The organism is Streptomyces sp. NPDC016459 (genome assembly GCF_040632845.1).
Lineage (GTDB): Bacteria > Actinomycetota > Actinomycetes > Streptomycetales > Streptomycetaceae > Streptomyces.
Genome location: NZ_JBEYCR010000009.1, coordinates 236945 through 252782 on the forward strand (window position 1 = coordinate 236945; position 15838 = coordinate 252782).

13 protein-coding genes are annotated in these 15838 nt (G+C 74.9%); 9 read left to right on the forward strand and 4 right to left on the reverse strand.

Annotated elements, in window-relative coordinates:
- Positions 1-11: 11 nt before the first annotated feature.
- Positions 12-206, reverse strand: a complete 195-nt coding sequence (locus ABZ567_RS22775) for a hypothetical protein (RefSeq protein WP_015032212.1) — start codon at positions 204-206, stop codon at positions 12-14.
- Positions 207-515: 309 nt separating this feature from the next.
- Here ABZ567_RS22775 and ABZ567_RS22780 point away from each other — a divergent pair, with 309 nt between their 5' ends.
- The 5 genes from ABZ567_RS22780 to ABZ567_RS22800 all read left to right on the forward strand — a co-directional run bounded on the left by ABZ567_RS22780 (position 516) and on the right by ABZ567_RS22800 (position 9231).
- Positions 516-908 carry an ankyrin repeat domain-containing protein gene (locus ABZ567_RS22780; RefSeq protein WP_360792742.1) on the forward strand — a complete coding sequence of 131 codons (393 nt, stop codon included), beginning with the start codon at positions 516-518 and terminating at the stop codon, positions 906-908.
- Positions 909-1163: 255 nt separating this feature from the next.
- Entirely contained in the window at positions 1164-2579 is a 1416-nt protein-coding gene (locus ABZ567_RS22785; RefSeq protein ID WP_360792744.1) for a HEAT repeat domain-containing protein, read from the forward strand.
- A 512-nt stretch (positions 2580-3091) separates the two neighbouring features.
- Positions 3092-4213 (forward strand): glycosyltransferase family 1 protein, encoded by a 1122-nt coding sequence (locus ABZ567_RS22790; RefSeq protein WP_360792746.1) that lies wholly within the window; start codon positions 3092-3094, stop codon positions 4211-4213.
- A 131-nt stretch (positions 4214-4344) separates the two neighbouring features.
- Positions 4345-5523 carry a glycosyltransferase gene (locus tag ABZ567_RS22795; protein ID WP_360792748.1) on the forward strand — a complete coding sequence of 393 codons (1179 nt, stop codon included), beginning with the start codon at positions 4345-4347 and terminating at the stop codon, positions 5521-5523.
- Between the two features lie 78 nt (positions 5524-5601).
- Positions 5602-9231, forward strand: a complete 3630-nt coding sequence (locus ABZ567_RS22800) for a hydantoinase B/oxoprolinase family protein (protein WP_360792750.1) — start codon at positions 5602-5604, stop codon at positions 9229-9231.
- On the opposite strand, the gene ABZ567_RS22805 is transcribed toward ABZ567_RS22800, so the two are convergent.
- Genes ABZ567_RS22805 through ABZ567_RS22815 form a run of 3 tightly spaced genes read right to left on the reverse strand, consistent with a single transcriptional unit; the run spans position 9215 to position 11566 of the window.
- A complete protein-coding gene (locus ABZ567_RS22805; protein WP_360792752.1) occupies positions 9215-10123 on the reverse strand; it encodes a biotin-dependent carboxyltransferase family protein in 909 nt (302 codons plus the stop codon). The two genes, ABZ567_RS22800 and ABZ567_RS22805, sit on opposite strands and share 17 nt — an antisense overlap.
- Positions 10120-10755 carry an allophanate hydrolase subunit 1 gene (locus ABZ567_RS22810; RefSeq protein WP_360792754.1) on the reverse strand — a complete coding sequence of 212 codons (636 nt, stop codon included), beginning with the start codon at positions 10753-10755 and terminating at the stop codon, positions 10120-10122. The genes ABZ567_RS22805 and ABZ567_RS22810 overlap by 4 nt, the downstream gene beginning before the upstream one ends.
- A gap of 40 nt (positions 10756-10795) precedes the next feature.
- Positions 10796-11566 (reverse strand): 5-oxoprolinase subunit PxpA, encoded by a 771-nt coding sequence (locus ABZ567_RS22815; protein WP_360792817.1) that lies wholly within the window; start codon positions 11564-11566, stop codon positions 10796-10798.
- Between the two features lie 129 nt (positions 11567-11695).
- Between ABZ567_RS22815 and ABZ567_RS22820 the strand changes: the two genes are divergently transcribed.
- The 4 genes from ABZ567_RS22820 to ABZ567_RS22835 all read left to right on the forward strand — a co-directional run bounded on the left by ABZ567_RS22820 (position 11696) and on the right by ABZ567_RS22835 (position 15731).
- Complete coding sequence (locus ABZ567_RS22820; protein ID WP_360792756.1) at positions 11696-12454, forward strand: GntR family transcriptional regulator; 759 nt, start codon at positions 11696-11698, stop codon at positions 12452-12454.
- Between the two features lie 66 nt (positions 12455-12520).
- Positions 12521-14065 carry a hypothetical protein gene (locus ABZ567_RS22825; RefSeq protein WP_360792758.1) on the forward strand — a complete coding sequence of 515 codons (1545 nt, stop codon included), beginning with the start codon at positions 12521-12523 and terminating at the stop codon, positions 14063-14065.
- The gene (locus ABZ567_RS22830) at positions 14062-14820 is read left to right on the forward strand and encodes a hypothetical protein (RefSeq protein WP_360792760.1); all 759 of its coding nucleotides are present in this window, start codon (positions 14062-14064) and stop codon (positions 14818-14820) included. The genes ABZ567_RS22825 and ABZ567_RS22830 overlap by 4 nt, the downstream gene beginning before the upstream one ends.
- The gene (locus ABZ567_RS22835; protein WP_360792762.1) at positions 14817-15731 is read left to right on the forward strand and encodes a hypothetical protein; all 915 of its coding nucleotides are present in this window, start codon (positions 14817-14819) and stop codon (positions 15729-15731) included. Before ABZ567_RS22830 ends, ABZ567_RS22835 begins: the two co-directional genes overlap by 4 nt.
- The last annotated feature ends 107 nt before the right edge of the window (positions 15732-15838 follow it).

The window sequence follows — 15838 nt, forward strand, 5'->3', positions numbered from 1 at the left end:
ACGGAAGGGCGTCAGAACTTGATCCCGCCCAGCAGACCGGCGAGGCTCTGCCCGCCCGCCGTGATGCTCGGGGCGATGGCCGTGCCCGCGAGGTAGAAGCCGAACAGCGCGCTGACGAGGGCGTGGGAGGCCTTCATCCCGTCCTTCTTGAAGAACAGGAAGCAGATGATGCCGAGCAGGACCACGCCTGAGATGGACAGGATCATTTGGTGTTCTCCTGGTTGAGGGGACAGTCACCATGAGTCCTTCCAAGTTCACAGCAAGTATCTATGTGACTAAAGGTGCAATGGAGTGAAAAACGGGTGATTTCACTTGACCGGAGGACGCCGGACGGGCTGTCGGGTGGCGAAATGCCCGGCGTGCGCTAGAGGGGCGCCCGAGGGCGCGGCTGGCGTGATCTTTGCCTCGGTCGAGCGAGGTCATGTCACCGAACGGGCAGTACCCTGTCGATTCACTCGTACGGCCGCGCTTGCCGTGCACAGGCCGACAACGCAGGAGAGAGGCGGTTTCACCCGATGAGCGAGACTCCGGACCCCGAGGTCATCGAGCTGGCGTCCAAGGTCTTCGACCTCGCCCGCACCGGGGACGCCGACGCGCTGACCGCCTACGTCGACGCCGGCGTCCCCGCGAACCTCACCAACGACAAGGGTGACTCCCTCGTCATGCTCGCCGCCTACCACGGCCACGCCGCCGCCGTCTCCGCCCTCCTCGCGCGCGGTGCCGACGCCGACCGCGCCAACGACCGCGGCCAGACCCCGCTCGCGGGCGCCGTCTTCAAGGGCGAGGAGGCCGTGATCCGTGCGCTCCTCGCCGGCGGCGCAAATCCGGAAGCCGGTACTCCGTCCGCCGCCGACACCGCGCGGATGTTCGGCAGGACCGAACTCCTCGACCTCTTCGAAACCAGGTGAACGGGCGCTGAACCCCAGGTGAGAGCGGCGTCGTAAATGTGGTCGCGGTGGCGAAATGGGTGGGTCATCATGACGACGGGCCCGGTCGACCGGGCCATCGACGAGAGGCAGAGGAAGATGGTCACTGGCAAGCGCAGGACGACGGGCGGCCCGACATGTTGCCGCACGGCCTAGGCGTACAGCGATGTGCAGCCTGACCCGGGTCATCCCGGTCTTCCCCGGTCGTGTCGACAGCTTGATGTGAGGCGTCTCCCCATGTTCGATCCAGTCATAGCGCCGAGCGGCACCCTGCTCGGTCTGCTGCAGCGGGGCCGCGGCGACGGCACCCTGCACGCGCTCGCCGCGCCACGCGCCGAGGCCCTCGCGGCCCTCAACCACTGCGTTCTCGACGACCCCCGCCACGACTGGCAGGTCGAGAACCGCTCCCTCTACTACGCCCGTCTCTACCTGGACCTCCACGGCGGCCTCGACGAGATCGAGGCGCACCTCACCGGCGCCGAGGACCACCTCGACACCGAGGAGTCAAGGACCGGGCTCGCGCTCGCCGTCCTCGGCCACCTCGCGTCGTACGGACGCCAGGACGCCCTGCTCCTGCTCCGCCGTTACGCGGCGACCGGCACGAACTGGGCCTGGGCCCTCGACGAGCTGGCGCTCCGCGACGACGACGCCGGGCTCCGCGCCCTCGCCGTCCCCGTGCTGGCCCGCTTCCCGGCCGACGCGGAGGGCGACGCCGAACTGGCCCGCGTCGTGCGGGACGCCTTCGAACCCCGCCCGTGGCGCCTGTGGGCCGAGGACCAGCGCGACGCCGTCGGCGCCCGGGTCAGGGCCGCCCAGGAACAGGGCTCCTTCGACCGCTGGCAGCGCCAGATGCGCTCCGCCGGGCCCCGCCCCGGCTGGAGCGTGCGAGCCGTCCTCGACTGGGCGCAGGAGGGCCACGAGCGCGGTGCCGTGCTCCACGGGCCCGCCGCCCGCTGCCTGGCCGCCGTCGCGGGGCCCGAGGACCGCCCCGAACTCCTCGCCGCCGCCCGGCACGGCGCCGTGGGCGCCCGGGGCGCCGCCCTCCACCACCTCGCCGCGTCACGGGACCCCGCCGTCCTCGACCTCGTCGAGGCCGCCGCCGACGGCGACTCCGGCGAGATCGCCGAAGCGGCCGTCGCCGCCTACCGGCGCATGTGCGGCGAGGACGCGGTCGCCCGCGCCCGCGCGTGGATCCGCAGATCCGACGCCCTCGGCGCCGCCGCCGCCGAAGTGCTCGCCTGCCGCGGCACCGCCCAGGACTCCCCCTCCGTCCTCGGCGCGCTCCGCGACACCATCCGCTCCCAGGGCCCCGACTCGCCCACCCTCGCCGGGCTCGTCGACGGCGCCGGGCGCCTCGGCATCGCCTGCGCGGCACCCGTGCTGCGCCACGTCTACCGCGAGACGGCCTCCTCCCAGCTCCGCGGGCGCGTGGCCGTCGCCCTCGCCGCCACCGACCCCACCTTCCCGACCGGGTTCGCCGTCGAGTGCCTCTGGGACTGCGAGGAGACCACCCGCGAGGTCGCGGCCCAGCACGCCGAGACCGGAGACGTACGCGTCGCCGAACGGCTGCGCCGCCTCGCCGCCGACCCGGCCGAAGAGGTCGAGGTCCAGACCGCGGTCCGCAACCGGATAGGCCCGGACCTCCAGGTCTGACGACGGCCACCGGCGTCGCCCGCCGCCGTCGCCCGCCGCCGCGGCGTGGCGCCCGGACCCGCTGGTCCGAGCCTGCGCACCCCGCCGCGGTCCCTCGGCCGGCGCGGGCGCCCGGACCTCCAGGTCCGCCGTCTCGGTGATCCCGCCCCCTCCCAGGGGCTGCGCGGCCCCCGGTGGAGAACCCGCCGAGTGAGGCCCGCCTTGGAGGACGGGGCGGGGCCGCGGACCAGGGGCCGGAGGCCCGCGACCGGGACCGGGGACCGGGGGACCGCGTTCGGGGGACCCGGGATGAGGGACCGGGGCCGGGGGCCGGGAGGCCTGGGATCGGACCCGGGACCTGGGGGGAGGGCCTGCGGGGCCATCCGTCGGCGGATCGTCATGGTCTCGGACCTCCCGCCCAGGAGTACTTCGGGACCGCCCGGCGAGGGCCCGCGCGAAACGCTCACGGGACGTTCCCTCCCCGTCCAGATCGACGTTGACGGGTACACGCCGAGCGCGACGACAACACCCGTATGCGTGTCGTCATCGTCACCGAATCCTTCCCTCCCGACGTCAACGGTGTGGCGCACTGCGCCCTGCAGACCGCGCGCCATCTCGTCCGGCGGGGCCACACCCCGCTCGTCATCGCCCCCGCCGTCGCCGACCCGGCCGCGGACGCCGACGCGCCCTGCGCCGTCGTCCGGGTGCCCTCCCTCCCCCTTCCCGGCTATCCGCAGGTGAGGGTCGCCCTGCCGAGCCGCCGCGTCGCGGCGGCCATCGCCGCCCACCGCGCCGACCTCGTGCACCTCGCCGGACCGTTCGTCCTCGGGGTAAGGGGGATGACGGCGGCCGCCCGGCTGGGCATCCCCGCCGTCGCCGTCTACCAGACCGACCTCGCCGGCTACGCCCGCACCTACGTGGGTACCGGGGAGAGCGCCGCCTGGCGGCGCCTCCGCGCCGTCCACGGTGCGGCCGACCGCACGCTCGCCCCCTCCGCCGCCGCCGTCCGCGACCTGGAGGCGCACGGCATAGGCCGCATCCGGCTCTGGGGGCGGGGCGTGGACACCGTCCGCTTCCGTTCCGGGCTGCGCGACGACGCCCTGCGCGCGGAACTCGCACCCGACGGGGAACTCCTCGTCGGCTACGTGGGCCGCCTGGCCCCCGAGAAGCGCGTGGACCTCCTCTCCGGAGTGGGAGAACTCCCCGGCGTACGGGTGGTGGTCGTCGGCGACGGGCCGAGCGGCCCCGCGCTGCGCGCCGCACTGCCCCGCGCCCGCTTCCTGGGCCGCCGTACCGGCGCCGACCTCGCCCGGATCTTCGCCTCGCTCGACGTCTTCGCCCACACCGGCCCGTTCGAGACCTTCTGCCAGACCGTCCAGGAGGCCATGGCGAGCGGCGTCCCCGTGATCGCCCCGGCGGCCGGCGGGCCTCTGGACCTGGTCGACCACGGGGGTAACGGGCTCCTCGTACCTCCGGGGGACCCGGCCGCGCTGCGCCGGGCCGTCGCCACGCTCGTCGCCGCACCGGAGCTGCGCGCCGCCTACGGCCGGGCGGGGCGGGCCGCGGTCGAGGGGCGCACCTGGGAGGCCCTGGGGGACGAGCTGATCGGCCACTATCTGGAGGTCCTGCGCGAGCGGACGGCGGTGGCGGCGTGAGCGGTGGCGGCCTGTGCGGGGATGGCGTGAGCGGTGGCGGCGTGTGCGGCTGCGGCCTGTGCGGTGGCGGCGTGAACGGTGGCGGCCTGCGCGGGGCAGGCCTGTGCGGTGGCGGCTCGAATGGCGATGGCGTGCGCCGGGACGGCCCGCGCCGCCGGTTGCGTATCGTGCGGCTCGCCAACTTCGTGACCTCCACCTCTGGCGGCCTCCGCACCGCGCTCGACCAGCTCGGCCGCGGCTACCTCGCGGCCGGACACGAACCGGTCCTCGTCGTCCCCGGTGACGTCGAGAGCGACCACCTCACCGCGCAGGGCCGGGTCATCACCCTCCCCGGTCCTGTACTGCCCGGCACCGGCGGCTACCGGGTCCTGGCCGACCGGCGCCGGGTGCGCGGCCTCCTCGACGAACTCGTCCCCGACCGGATCGAGGTGTCGGACCGTACGACCCTGCGGTGGACGGGGGAGTGGGCGCGCCGCGCGCGCGTGCCCTCGCTGATGGTCTCCCACGAGACCGCCGACGGGGTGCTGCGCACCTGGGGCGTGCCGCCCGCGCTCGCGGCCCGTGCGGCGGACCGGCTCAACCGCCGCACCGCGTGGGCGTTCGGGCGCGTCCTCTGCACCACGGAGTGGGCGGAGCGCGAGTTCCTGCGGGTCGGGGCCCGCAACGTCGCACGGGCACCCCTCGGCGTGGACCTCGAGCGGTGTCGGCCGGGCCGCCGCAGCACGGTGCTGCGGGCCCGGTACGCCGAAGGGGAGCGGGTGCTGCTCCTGCTCTGCTCGCGGCTCTCCGTCGAGAAGCGGCCCCGGATGGCCCTGGACGCCCTCGCCGAGCTCCGGGAGGCGGGGATCGGCGCCGCCCTGGTCGTCGCGGGCGACGGGCCGCTGCGGGGCGCCCTGGAGCGGCGGGCGCGGGAGCGGCGGCTTCCGGTGCGGTTCGTCGGCCACCTCGCCGACCGGGAGGCCCTCGCGGACCTCCAGGCGGCGGCCGACGTGTGCCTCGCCCCGGGGCCCGCGGAGACGTTCGGTCTCTCCGCCCTCGAAGCCCTGGCCTGCGGGACCCCGGTCGTCGTCAGCGCCTCCTCCGCCCTGCCGGAGGTCGTCGGCACCGCGGGGGCCGCCGCCGTGGACACGCCGGGAGCCTTCGCCTCCGCCGTCCGGGCCGTCCTGGCCGAACCGGAGACCGCCCGCCGACGGGCCGCACGCGCGCGTGCGGAGGGCTTCACCTGGGAGCGCTCCGTCACCGCCTTCCTCCGGGCCCACGACGCCCTCCCGGCACCGGAGGCGCGCCACCCCGAGGAGGCCCGCCGGTGACCGACGGGACGGGTCCCGCCCCCTCGACGCGCGCGCGGACGGCGCCCTAGCCGTCGCCCTCGCGGCCACAATGGGGAGATGAGCGGGCGCTGGGAGTTCTGGATCGACCGGGGCGGCACCTTCACCGACGTCGTCGGCCGACGGCCCGACGGCCGCCTCGTCACCCGCAAGCTGCTCTCCCACGATCCCGGCCGGCAACAGGACGCCGCCGTCGCCGGCATCCGGCTCCTGATCGGGCTACGGCCCGACGAGCCGGTCCCCGCCGACCGGATCGCCGTCGTCAAGATGGGCACGACCGTCGCCACCAACGCCCTCCTGGAGCGGCGCGGCGAACCGACCGTCCTCCTCGTCACCGAGGGCTTCCGCGACGCGCTCCGCATCGCCTACCAGAACCGGCCCCGGCTCTTCGACCGCCACATCGTGCTCCCCGAAGCGGTCTACGCGCGCGTGATCGAGGTCCCCGAGCGGGTCGACGCCCGCGGGAACCTCGTCCGGCCCCTGGACGAGCCCGCCGTGGCCGAGGCGCTCCACGACGCCCACCGGGACGGATTCCGCTCCGCCGCCGTCGTCCTCCTCCACGGCTACCGCCACCCCGCCCACGAGGCACGGATCGCGACGATCGCCTCCGCCGCCGGCTTCACCCAGATCAGCTGCTCGCACGAGGTCAGCCCGCTGATCAAACTGATCCCCCGCGGCGACACCACCGTCGTCGACGCCTACCTCTCACCGGTCCTGCGCCGGTACGTGGACGAGGTCGCCCGCGAACTCGCCGGCATCCGCCTCATGTTCATGCAGTCCAACGGCGGACTGCGCGCGGCGGCCCACTTCCGGGGCAAGGACGCCGTCCTCTCAGGACCCGCCGGAGGCGTCGTCGGCATGGCACGCACCTCGGCACAGGCGGGACACCACCGGGTCATCGGCTTCGACATGGGCGGCACCTCCACCGACGTGTCGCACTACGCCGGCACCTTCGAGCGTGAACTCGGTACAGAGGTCGCCGGAGTGCGCATGCGGGCACCGATGATGAGCATCCACACCGTCGCCGCGGGCGGCGGCTCCGTCCTGCACTTCGACGGACGCCGCTACCGCGTGGGTCCCGATTCGGCCGGCGCCGTCCCCGGCCCCGCCTGCTACCGCCGCGGCGGCCCGCTCACCGTCACCGACGCCAACGTCATGCTCGGCCGCGTCCAGCCCGCCCACTTCCCCGCCGTCTTCGGCGAGTCCGGCGACCAGCCCCTGGACACCGATGTCGTACGGGAACGCTTCACGGCCCTTGCCGAGCACGTAGGCGGCGGCCGCACCCCCGAGGAGGTCGCCGCGGGCTTCCTGCAGATCGCCGTCCTCGCCATGGCCAACGCCGTCAAGAAGATCTCCGTGCAACGCGGGCACGACGTCACCCGGTACGCCCTCACCAGCTTCGGCGGCGCCGGCGGCCAGCACGCCTGCGCCGTCGCCGACGCCCTGGGCGTCGACACCGTCCTCGTACCGCCGCTGGCCGGAGTCCTCTCCGCGTACGGCATCGGGCTCGCCGACGCCACCGCCATGCGCGAGCGGTCCGTCGAGGCCGGACTCGACGCACCCGGCACCCCCGAGCACGTGACGTCCCTCTGCGCCGAACTCGCCGACGCGACCCGGGCGCAGCTGCGCGCCGACGGCCTCCCCGACGCGGCGATCACCACGCACGCGCGCGTACTCCTGCGGTACGCGGGCACCGACGCGAGCCTCCAGGTCGACCTGGCGTCCCCCGAGGAGCTGACAACCGCGTTCACGGCCGTCCACCGCGCGCGGTACGCCTTCGTCCTCGACCGGCCCCTCGTCGTCGAGGCCGTCTCCGTGGAGGCCGTCGGCCGTGCGGGGCCGCACCACCCCGCCCAGGTCGAGCCGACGGCCCCCGACGGACGGTCCGGCCCCGTCGCGCCCCGGGCCACCGTCCGCATGTACAGCGCCGGCACGCGCCACGACGTCCCCCTCCACCGGCGGGAGGACCTACGGCCCGGTGACAGCGTGGACGGACCCGCGATCCTCGCCGAGGCCGACGCCACCACCGTCGTCGACAGCGGCTGGCAGGCCACCGCGACCGACACCGGTCACCTCGCCCTGCGCCGCGTCACCCCTCGCCCCGCGCGCGTGGCGGCCGGCACGGACGTCGACCCCGTCCTGCTCGAAGTCTTCAACAACCTCTTCATGGCCATCGCCGAGCAGATGGGCGTCCGCCTGGAGAACACCGCCCAGTCCGTCAACATCAAGGAACGCCTCGACTTCTCCTGCGCCCTCTTCGACGCCGAGGGCAACCTCATCGCCAACGCGCCCCACATCCCCGTCCACCTCGGCTCCATGGGCGAATCCATCAAAGAGGTCCTGCGCAGGCGCGGGGACGAGCTGCGCCCCGGCGACGTGTACGCGATCAACGACCCGTACCACGGCGGCACCCACCTGCCCGACGTCACCGTCGTGACCCCCGTCTTCGACGACACCGGACACGAACTCCGCTTCCTCGTCGCCTCGCGCGGCCACCACGCCGAGATCGGCGGGATCACCCCCGGCTCCATGCCCGCCTTCAGCCGGACCGTCGACGAGGAGGGCGTCCTCTTCGACAACTGGCTGCTCGTACGGGACGGGCGTCTGCGCGAGGCCGAGACGCGGGCCCTGCTCACCGGCGCCCGCCACCCCTCCCGCGCCCCGGACACCAACCTCGCCGACCTCCGCGCCCAGATCGCGGCCAACGAGAAGGGCATCGAGGAACTCCGCCGCGCCGTCGACGCGTTCGGACTCGACGTCGTCCAGGCCTACATGCGGCACGTCCGCGCCAACGCCGAGGAGTCCGTACGCCGCATCGTGGCGCGCCTGGACGACGGCTCGTGCCGCTACGAGACCGACGACGGCGCCGTCATCCAGGTCGCGGTCCGCGTCGACCGCGAACGGCGCTCCGCCGTCATCGACTTCACCGGCACATCGCCCCAGCAGCCGGGGAACGCCAACGCTCCCACGGCCGTCGTCATGGCCGCCGTCCTGTACGTCTTCCGCACCCTCGTCGACGAGGACATCCCGCTCAACAGCGGGTGCCTGGAACCCCTGGAGATCCGCGTCCCGCCCGGCTCGATGCTCGCACCCGTCCATCCGGCCGCCACCGTCGCCGGGAACGTCGAGACCTCCCAGGCAGTCACCGGTGCGCTCTACGCGGCGCTCGGGGTCCAGGCCGAGGGTTCCGGCACCATGAACAACGTCACCTTCGGCAACGCGCGCGTGCAGTACTACGAGACCGTCGCCAGCGGTTCGGGTGCCGGGGACGGTTTCGACGGCGCCGACGCCGTCCAGACCCATATGACCAACTCCCGGCTCACCGACCCCGAGATCCTGGAGTGGCGCCACCCGGTCAGGGTCGACGCCTTCGCGGTACGGGAGGACGGCGGCGGGCGCGGCCGGTGGCGGGGCGGCCGCGGAGTGGAGCGCCGCATCCGCTTCCTGGAGCCCATGACGGTGGCCCTTCTCACCGGACACCGCAGGGTCCCCCCGTACGGCATGGCGGGCGGCGAGCCGGGAGCCCTCGGCGAGAACCTCGTGGAACGCGCCGACGGCACCGTCGAGCGCCTCGGTGGCGCCGCCACCACGGAGGTCGGCGCCGGCGACGTCCTGGTCCTGCGCACCCCGGGCGGCGGAGGCTACGGCCCACCACCCGAACCGCCGCCTCCCGTCAGCGCGTCGGAGTGAACCGCACCGGCGTACCCGGCACCGCCTGCGCCACGGCGCCCAGGTCGGCTTCGCGGACCACCGCGACCACCGGATAGCCCCCCGTCGTCGGATGGTCCGCGAGGAACACCACGGGCCGCCCGTCCGGCGGCACCTGCACGGCGCCCAGGACCATGCCCTCGCTCGCCGGCTCTCCCGGCAGCGCCCGCTCCAGGGGCGGGCCTTCGAGCCGAAGTCCGATGCGGTTGCACGCCGGAGACACCCGGTACGCGCGCGTGGCGAGGGTGCGGAGCGCCGCGGCGGTGAACCAGTCGTCGCGGGGCCCGAACCGGATCCGCAGGACGAGTTCGTCCGGCGGTCCCGGCCACGGGGGAGCGTCGACCGCTCCCCGTGCGGCCGGCCCCCGTACGACCACCCCCTGTACGACCGCTCCCCGTGCGGCCGGCTCCGGCCCGAGCGGCAGGACCGTCTCCTCCACCAGCGGTGCGGGCCCCAACCCGGACAGCAGGTCGGTCGAGCGGCTGCCGAGCACCGGCTCGACGGCGATCCCGCCGCCGAAGGCCACGTACGCGCGTACTCCGCGCGCGGCCGCGCCGACATCGAGGACGGAGCCGGCCGCCACGCGGACCGCGGTTCCCCAGGCGGCCGGACGTCCGTCCACCCGGACCGGGCAGGGCGCACCGCCCACCGCGACGGTGACCGCCCGGCGGGGCCGCACGGCGCAGCCGTCGACGGTGGTCTCCAGGACGGCCGCCGTCTCCGGGTTGCCGACGAGCCGGTTCACCAGCCGCAGGGCGGACGGGTCGAGCGCCCCGGAGCGGGGCACGCCGAGATGCGCGTGGCCGGTACGGCCCAGGTCCTGCACGGTGGTCAGCGCCCCGGCCCTGACCACGCTGACGGCCCGGTCGCTCATCGCCCGCCCTCCGGCGTGAACCGGACGCGGGTGCCGGGGGCGAGCAGCGCGGCCGGCTCCCGGCCGGTGTCCCAGAGCACCGCGTCGGTCGTTCCGATCAGCTGCCAGCCGCCGGGGGAGGAGCGCGGGTACACACCTGTGTACGGCCCCGCCAGGGCGACCGAACCGGCCGGGACGGCGGTACGCGGAGTCGCCCGGCGCGGCACCCCGTACCGCTCGTCGAGCCCCGTCAGATAGCCGAAGCCCGGTGCGAACCCGCAGAACGCCACCCGGAACTCCACCGACGAGTGGATCCGTACCGCCGCCTCGACGGACACCCCCCACAGCGCGGCGACCTCCGCGAGATCGGGCCCGTCGTAGCGGACGGCTATCGTGATGGCCGCGCCCACGCGCGCGGGGAGCGGCCCCACTTCCCAGCCGGTCAGCTCGGCCGCCAGCCCGTCCGGGTCCGCCACCCCGTCCAGGAGCACGGTCCGCGCCGCCGGCACGATCTCCCGTACGGCGGGCAGGGTCCCGGCGGCCCGCCGACGCAGCAGCTCCGCGTGGAACGCCTCCGCCTCCTCGCCGCCGGCGAGCTCGACCAGAAGAGCCCGCTCGCCGACGCGCAACGCGCGCGTGCCGAAGGCGTTCACGCGAAGTCCTGAGGCGGCCGCGGAGCGACGGACGTGGCCCTCACGCGAAGGCCTCCACCCGCACACCGGACGTCTCGAGGCGCTCCCTGACCCGCCGGGCGAGGTCCACCGCCCCCGGGGTGTCCCCGTGCAGACACAGCGAACGGGGCCGTACCGCCACGGAACTACCGCAGTGCGCGGTGACCACCCCGAACCTGGCCATGGCGACCGACCGTTCCACCACCGCGGCCGGGTCGCTGACGACCGCGCCCGCCTGCCCGCGCGGCACCAGGGAGCCGTCAGCCCGGTAGGCGCGGTCCCCGAAGGCCTCGGCGACGACCGGCAGCCCGGCCTCGGTCGCCGCTTCGTGGAGCCGCGACCCGGGCAGGCCCAGAACCGGCAGCGTGCGGTCCGCGAGCAGGACGCCTTCGACGACCGCCGCCGCCTGCTCCTCGTCCCTGACCACCCGGTTGTAGAGCGCCCCGTGCGGCTTCACGTACGCCACGCGCGCGCCCGCCGCCCGCGCGAAGACCTCGAGGGCGCCGATCTGGTACGCGACCTCGGCGGCCAGCTCCGCCGCGGGGACGTCCATCGAACGGCGCCCGAACCCTGCCAGGTCGCGGTACGAGACCTGGGCGCCGATCCGTACCCCGCGCGCGGCGGCGAGCTCGCACACCCGTCGCATGGTGGCCGCGTCCCCGGCATGGAAGCCGCAGGCCACGTTGGCGCTGGTCACGACCGACAGCAGCTGTTCGTCGTCGGTGAGCGTCCAGCGGCCGAAGCCCTCGCCGAGATCCGCGTTGAGGTCGATCGGGACCGGGGTCGTGCGCATCTGCACCTCGCGGGAGGGGAACCGTACGGTGCCGTCAAGGTAGAGGATCGTTGAACGATCCGACAAGGGTTGTCCGGACGCGGGCCGTACGGTTGACTCGCCCGCGGACGACGTACGACAAGGAGCGGCGTGGCAGCGAGTGGAACCGGGGACCTGGCCGACGACCGGGCGCTGCTCGGACGCACCAGTACGGCGGAACGGGTCGCGGACATCCTGCGCACCCGGATCGCCGAGGGCTACTTCCCGCCCGGCACCCGGCTCTCCGAGGACGGCATCGGCGGTGCGCTCGGCGTCTCCCGGAACACCCTGCGCGAGGCCTTCCGGCTCCTCACCCGCGAGCGGCTGCTCGTCCACGAGCTCAATCGCGGAGTCTTCGTCCGTGTCCTGGCCGTCGACGACGTGGACGACATCCACCGCACCCGGCGGCTCGTCGAGTGCGCCGTCGTACGGGGCCTGGGGCAGCCGCCGTACGTCCTGGACGCCTTGCACGACGCCGTCGTGCAGGGCGAGACCGCCGCCCGCGCGGGCGACTGGCAGGGCGTCTCGACGGCCAACATCCACTTCCACCGCGAGCTCGTCGCACTCGCGGGCAGCGCGCGCACCGACGAGCTGATGCGGGGCGTCCTCGCCGAACTCCGCCTCGCGTTCCATGTCGTCGACGACCCTCGCGCCCTGCACGAGCCGTACCTGGCCCGGAACCGGGAGATCCTGGACGCCCTGCGAGCCGGTGAGCGGACCACCGCCGAAGCTCTCCTGGCCCGCTATCTCGACGACTCCCGCACCCGGGTCGCGGCCGCGTACGCCCAGGCCGTCGACGCCCCCACGGGCCCGGCTGTCCGGCCTTCACAGGGCCAGGTGGACCGGCCCCCGGCAGGCCGGGAGCGCTGACCCCCGGGACCGGTCACATCTGCGCCGTTTCGACCGTTGTCAGTTCGAGGACCTAATCTGTGCACCGTGACTTCGCCTGCCTCGACGGACCTCGCTCCGCCCCAGCTCAGCGCGGCGCCGCGGCCCGCGCAGGGCCCGGCCGCCGACGAAGGGCTCGCGCGGCGCCTCCGCGCGCTCGCGTGCACCGCCCCGCTGCACGACCTCGACGCGCGCAAGGCGAACCTGGCCGGCGAGTACACGGTCTACGCGATGGCCGAGGTGGCCCTCGCCGCGATCGACCTCATCACGCTGAACATGGACTTCGACACCGGCGCCGACCACGAGCAGATCGTCGCCCGCCTGCTGCCCCGCGTCGCCGCCCAGGCACCGCACCGGCCCGCCGCCGAACACGAGCGCGTGGCCCGCTGGGTCCTGGAGAACCTGATCAACGTCGGCAGCGTCGACCGCGGCTTCCGCGCCGTCTACGGCACCTTCGGGACCGACGGCGTCTATGTGCGCAGGGACTACGACTTCAAACTCATCGAGGAGGTCCCGGGCTACGGCGGTGGCGTCTACCTCCGGACCACCGACGAAGCGGTCAACGTCCTCGTCGGAGCACTCGACACCGACGTCACCAGCGCCCAGATCGCCGCCGAGGTGAAGCTGGAGGTCCTCATCAACCGGGGCCGGCTCGCCGACGCCCAGCTCGCCGCCGAACAGGCGCGCTACCGGACCGTGCAGTACGCCGAGAGCCTCCGCAGGACCCTGGAGGCGACCCGGCGCAACGTGCGCGCGGTGGACTGGCTCAACGCCGTGCCGGACATGATCGCCGAGGCGCTCGACCACGTCGCCGACCGCTACCGCCACGAGAACGCGATCCTCACCAACATCCGCAAGGCCCGTGACGAGGCCGAGGCCGCGTCCGACGCCAAGACGGCCGAGCACAAGCGGCGCGCCGCCGAACTCGTCGACATAGTGAAGGACTGCATCCGGCGCCACACCCAGCTCCAGTCCCGCCTGCTGGACGCCGGACCCCTCTTCCGCGCCGAACAGGACCGGCAGGCCTTCGCCGCCCCCACCTCGCACACCGGGCTCGACCTGTACGGCCAGCTCGTCGCCCCCACCCTGCCGCTCCCCGTCGAACAGGCGGCAAGGGTCACCGACGCCTTCTTCGCCCGCGGCACCGGGCTGCGCACCCCCGCCTCGGTACGCCTCGGTGATCTGGTCGATCTGCTGCTGACCCCGCCCGTCGAGCGCGAGCACCTCGGCGCGGAGATGCCCGAGCCCGACCTCGTCGCCACCCCCGACGACTCCCGCTTCAGCGAGGAGCAGCTCGCGAGCGCGCTGCGCCTGCTCGACCTGGAGCACGACGCCCCGCGCCGCCTCTCCGGCCTGCTCGCCGAGGCCCGCGCACTCGACGACGACCTGCCGTACCTCGTCGCCCTCCTGGCCGTCCACGCGGCGAGCCCGCCGGTGGGCACGGCCTACCGTCAGGGCGAGGAGCGCCTGCTCTTCGCCGTCGACGACGGCACCCCGCTCGACGACCCCCAGTTCGGCGGCGCCGACCTCATCGTCGGTACGGCCCTGCTCGACGCGACCGGCATGGCCGCGGACCGCTCGGAGGCCTCGTGACCCTCGTCCCGCCGGCCGCGGCCGTCGTCGTACCGCCCCTCCGCCCGGCCGCGGCCGGGCCACCCCCAGCCGCCGACCGCCCGGATCCGGCGGACTCGGCGGACTCGGCGGACTCGGGAGTACGCGACGCCGTCACGCCGGCTGCGGAGGCGGAGCCGACACGTGAGGAGCCTCCGCAGGCGGAGCTTCCGCACGCGGAACCGGAGCACGCGGAGCCGGAGTGCGAGGAGTCCGCGCCCGCGGATCCGGTTCCCGCAGCACCTGTTCCCGCAGCACAGGTTCCCCCCGAGCCGACCCCCTCCGAGCCCTCCGACCCCGCCCCCGGCCCCCGTGTGCGGCCCGTCCGCGTCGACCCGCCCGCCGATGCCCGCGCCGGGGACCAGCCCCCGCGGGCCTCCGGTGGCCCGCCCCGGGTCGGGGTGGTCGCGGTGCCCGAGCCGTCCCGCGCGGCATCCGTCCGGCGGCGGGGCGTCCCGTCCGTGCGCGCCGTGCGGCTCACGGATGAACCGGCCGCCCCCGTCGGCCGCACGGCCGCAGGCGCGGCGGCGGCCGTCACCCCTGTCCCGCTGCCCGTGACCCGCCCCGTCGCCCCCGCCGTACCGAGCCCGGCGCCGACACCGACCCAGGCACCGGCCCCGGCACAGACGCCGGCACAGGAACGGCCCCCGGCACAGGCACAGACGCCGCCCCCGCCCCCCGCCCATGCAGCGACCCCGACACCGACCGAGAGCCCGACCGAGGAGCCCCAGCCGTGAGCGAAACCCACGCCGAGTACGCCGACGCGTGGGGCGAGCAGGAGCCCCCGCAGCCCCCGGTCGCCTCCCCGAGCGGCGCCGCCGCGTCGACCGTCACCCCCGCTGACGCCGCCGACGCGGCCCGGCTGGTCTCCTTCGGGCTCCAGCCCAAGCTGCTCCCGGCCCGGGACGCCGAGTACGGGGAACTCCTCCGCCGCTACCGCGAGGACCCCGCCTTCGGGCGCCTGGCCGACGCCGTCGCCACCGGCCTCGGACTCGTCGTCCTGGAGGTCTCCCCCCGCGCGGGCATGGCCGTCACCGCGGGCGAGGACTCCGTCTTCGCCGTCCGCATGGGCGACTACGCGCGCCGCGCCTCCACGGACTCAGCCGACCGGTTCCTCCACGGTCTGGCCCATCTCGCCGTCGCCGCCATGGCCTTCCCCCGCCCCGAGGACCTCGCGGACGACGGGTACATCGGCCGTCTCACGGTCAACGGCGTGGACGCGTTCGTACGCCAGGCGTGCCTGCGGCTCGAACAGCGGGCGGAGGAGCAGGGCGAGAACACCGACCCGGCCTCCGACGCCCCCGGCCTCGAGGCGGCCTGGCGGATCTACGCGCGCCGCAGTGCCACCGGCGCCACCAAGGACGCCCGCCGGCTCGCCGGGTCCACCACCGGCATCGTCGGCAAGGCGGCCGCCTTCCTCACCGAGTCCGGTTTCCTCCAGCGCACCGGCGACGAGGGCGGCGGCTCCTACCGCACCACCGCCCGCTACCAGCTCCAGGTCCGTGACATGGCCGGGTCCGCCGCCATGGCCGAGCTCCTTGACCTGGGCGTCGTCCCCGTCAGCGACGGCTCCGCGACCCTGCTGCCCCCGCCCGAGGGCGACGACCTGGAGCTCGCGGCCGACGCGGGCCTGCCCTTCCACGGGTGACCGAACCGGCGCAAACCGAGCCCGTGTAAACCGAACCGCCTCACCGACCCGCACAACCGAACCGGCCTCACGACCCGCACCACCGAACCGCCCGCACAACCGATCCC

What these genes read in the sequence shown, in the direction of transcription:
- ABZ567_RS22790 (WP_360792746.1), top strand. Translation starts at nt 3,092, where the DNA reads ATGCGTGTCGTCATCGTCACCGAATCCTTCCCTCCCGACGTCAACGGT.
- ABZ567_RS22780 (WP_360792742.1), top strand. Translation starts at nt 516, where the DNA reads ATGAGCGAGACTCCGGACCCCGAGGTCATCGAGCTGGCGTCCAAGGTC.
- ABZ567_RS22805 (WP_360792752.1), bottom strand. Translation starts at nt 10,123, where the DNA reads ATGAGCGACCGGGCCGTCAGCGTGGTCAGGGCCGGGGCGCTGACCACC.
- ABZ567_RS22800 (WP_360792750.1), top strand. Translation starts at nt 5,602, where the DNA reads ATGAGCGGGCGCTGGGAGTTCTGGATCGACCGGGGCGGCACCTTCACC.
- ABZ567_RS22775 (WP_015032212.1), bottom strand. Translation starts at nt 206, where the DNA reads ATGATCCTGTCCATCTCAGGCGTGGTCCTGCTCGGCATCATCTGCTTC.
- ABZ567_RS22785 (WP_360792744.1), top strand. Translation starts at nt 1,164, where the DNA reads ATGTTCGATCCAGTCATAGCGCCGAGCGGCACCCTGCTCGGTCTGCTG.
- ABZ567_RS22815 (WP_360792817.1), bottom strand. Translation starts at nt 11,566, where the DNA reads ATGCGCACGACCCCGGTCCCGATCGACCTCAACGCGGATCTCGGCGAG.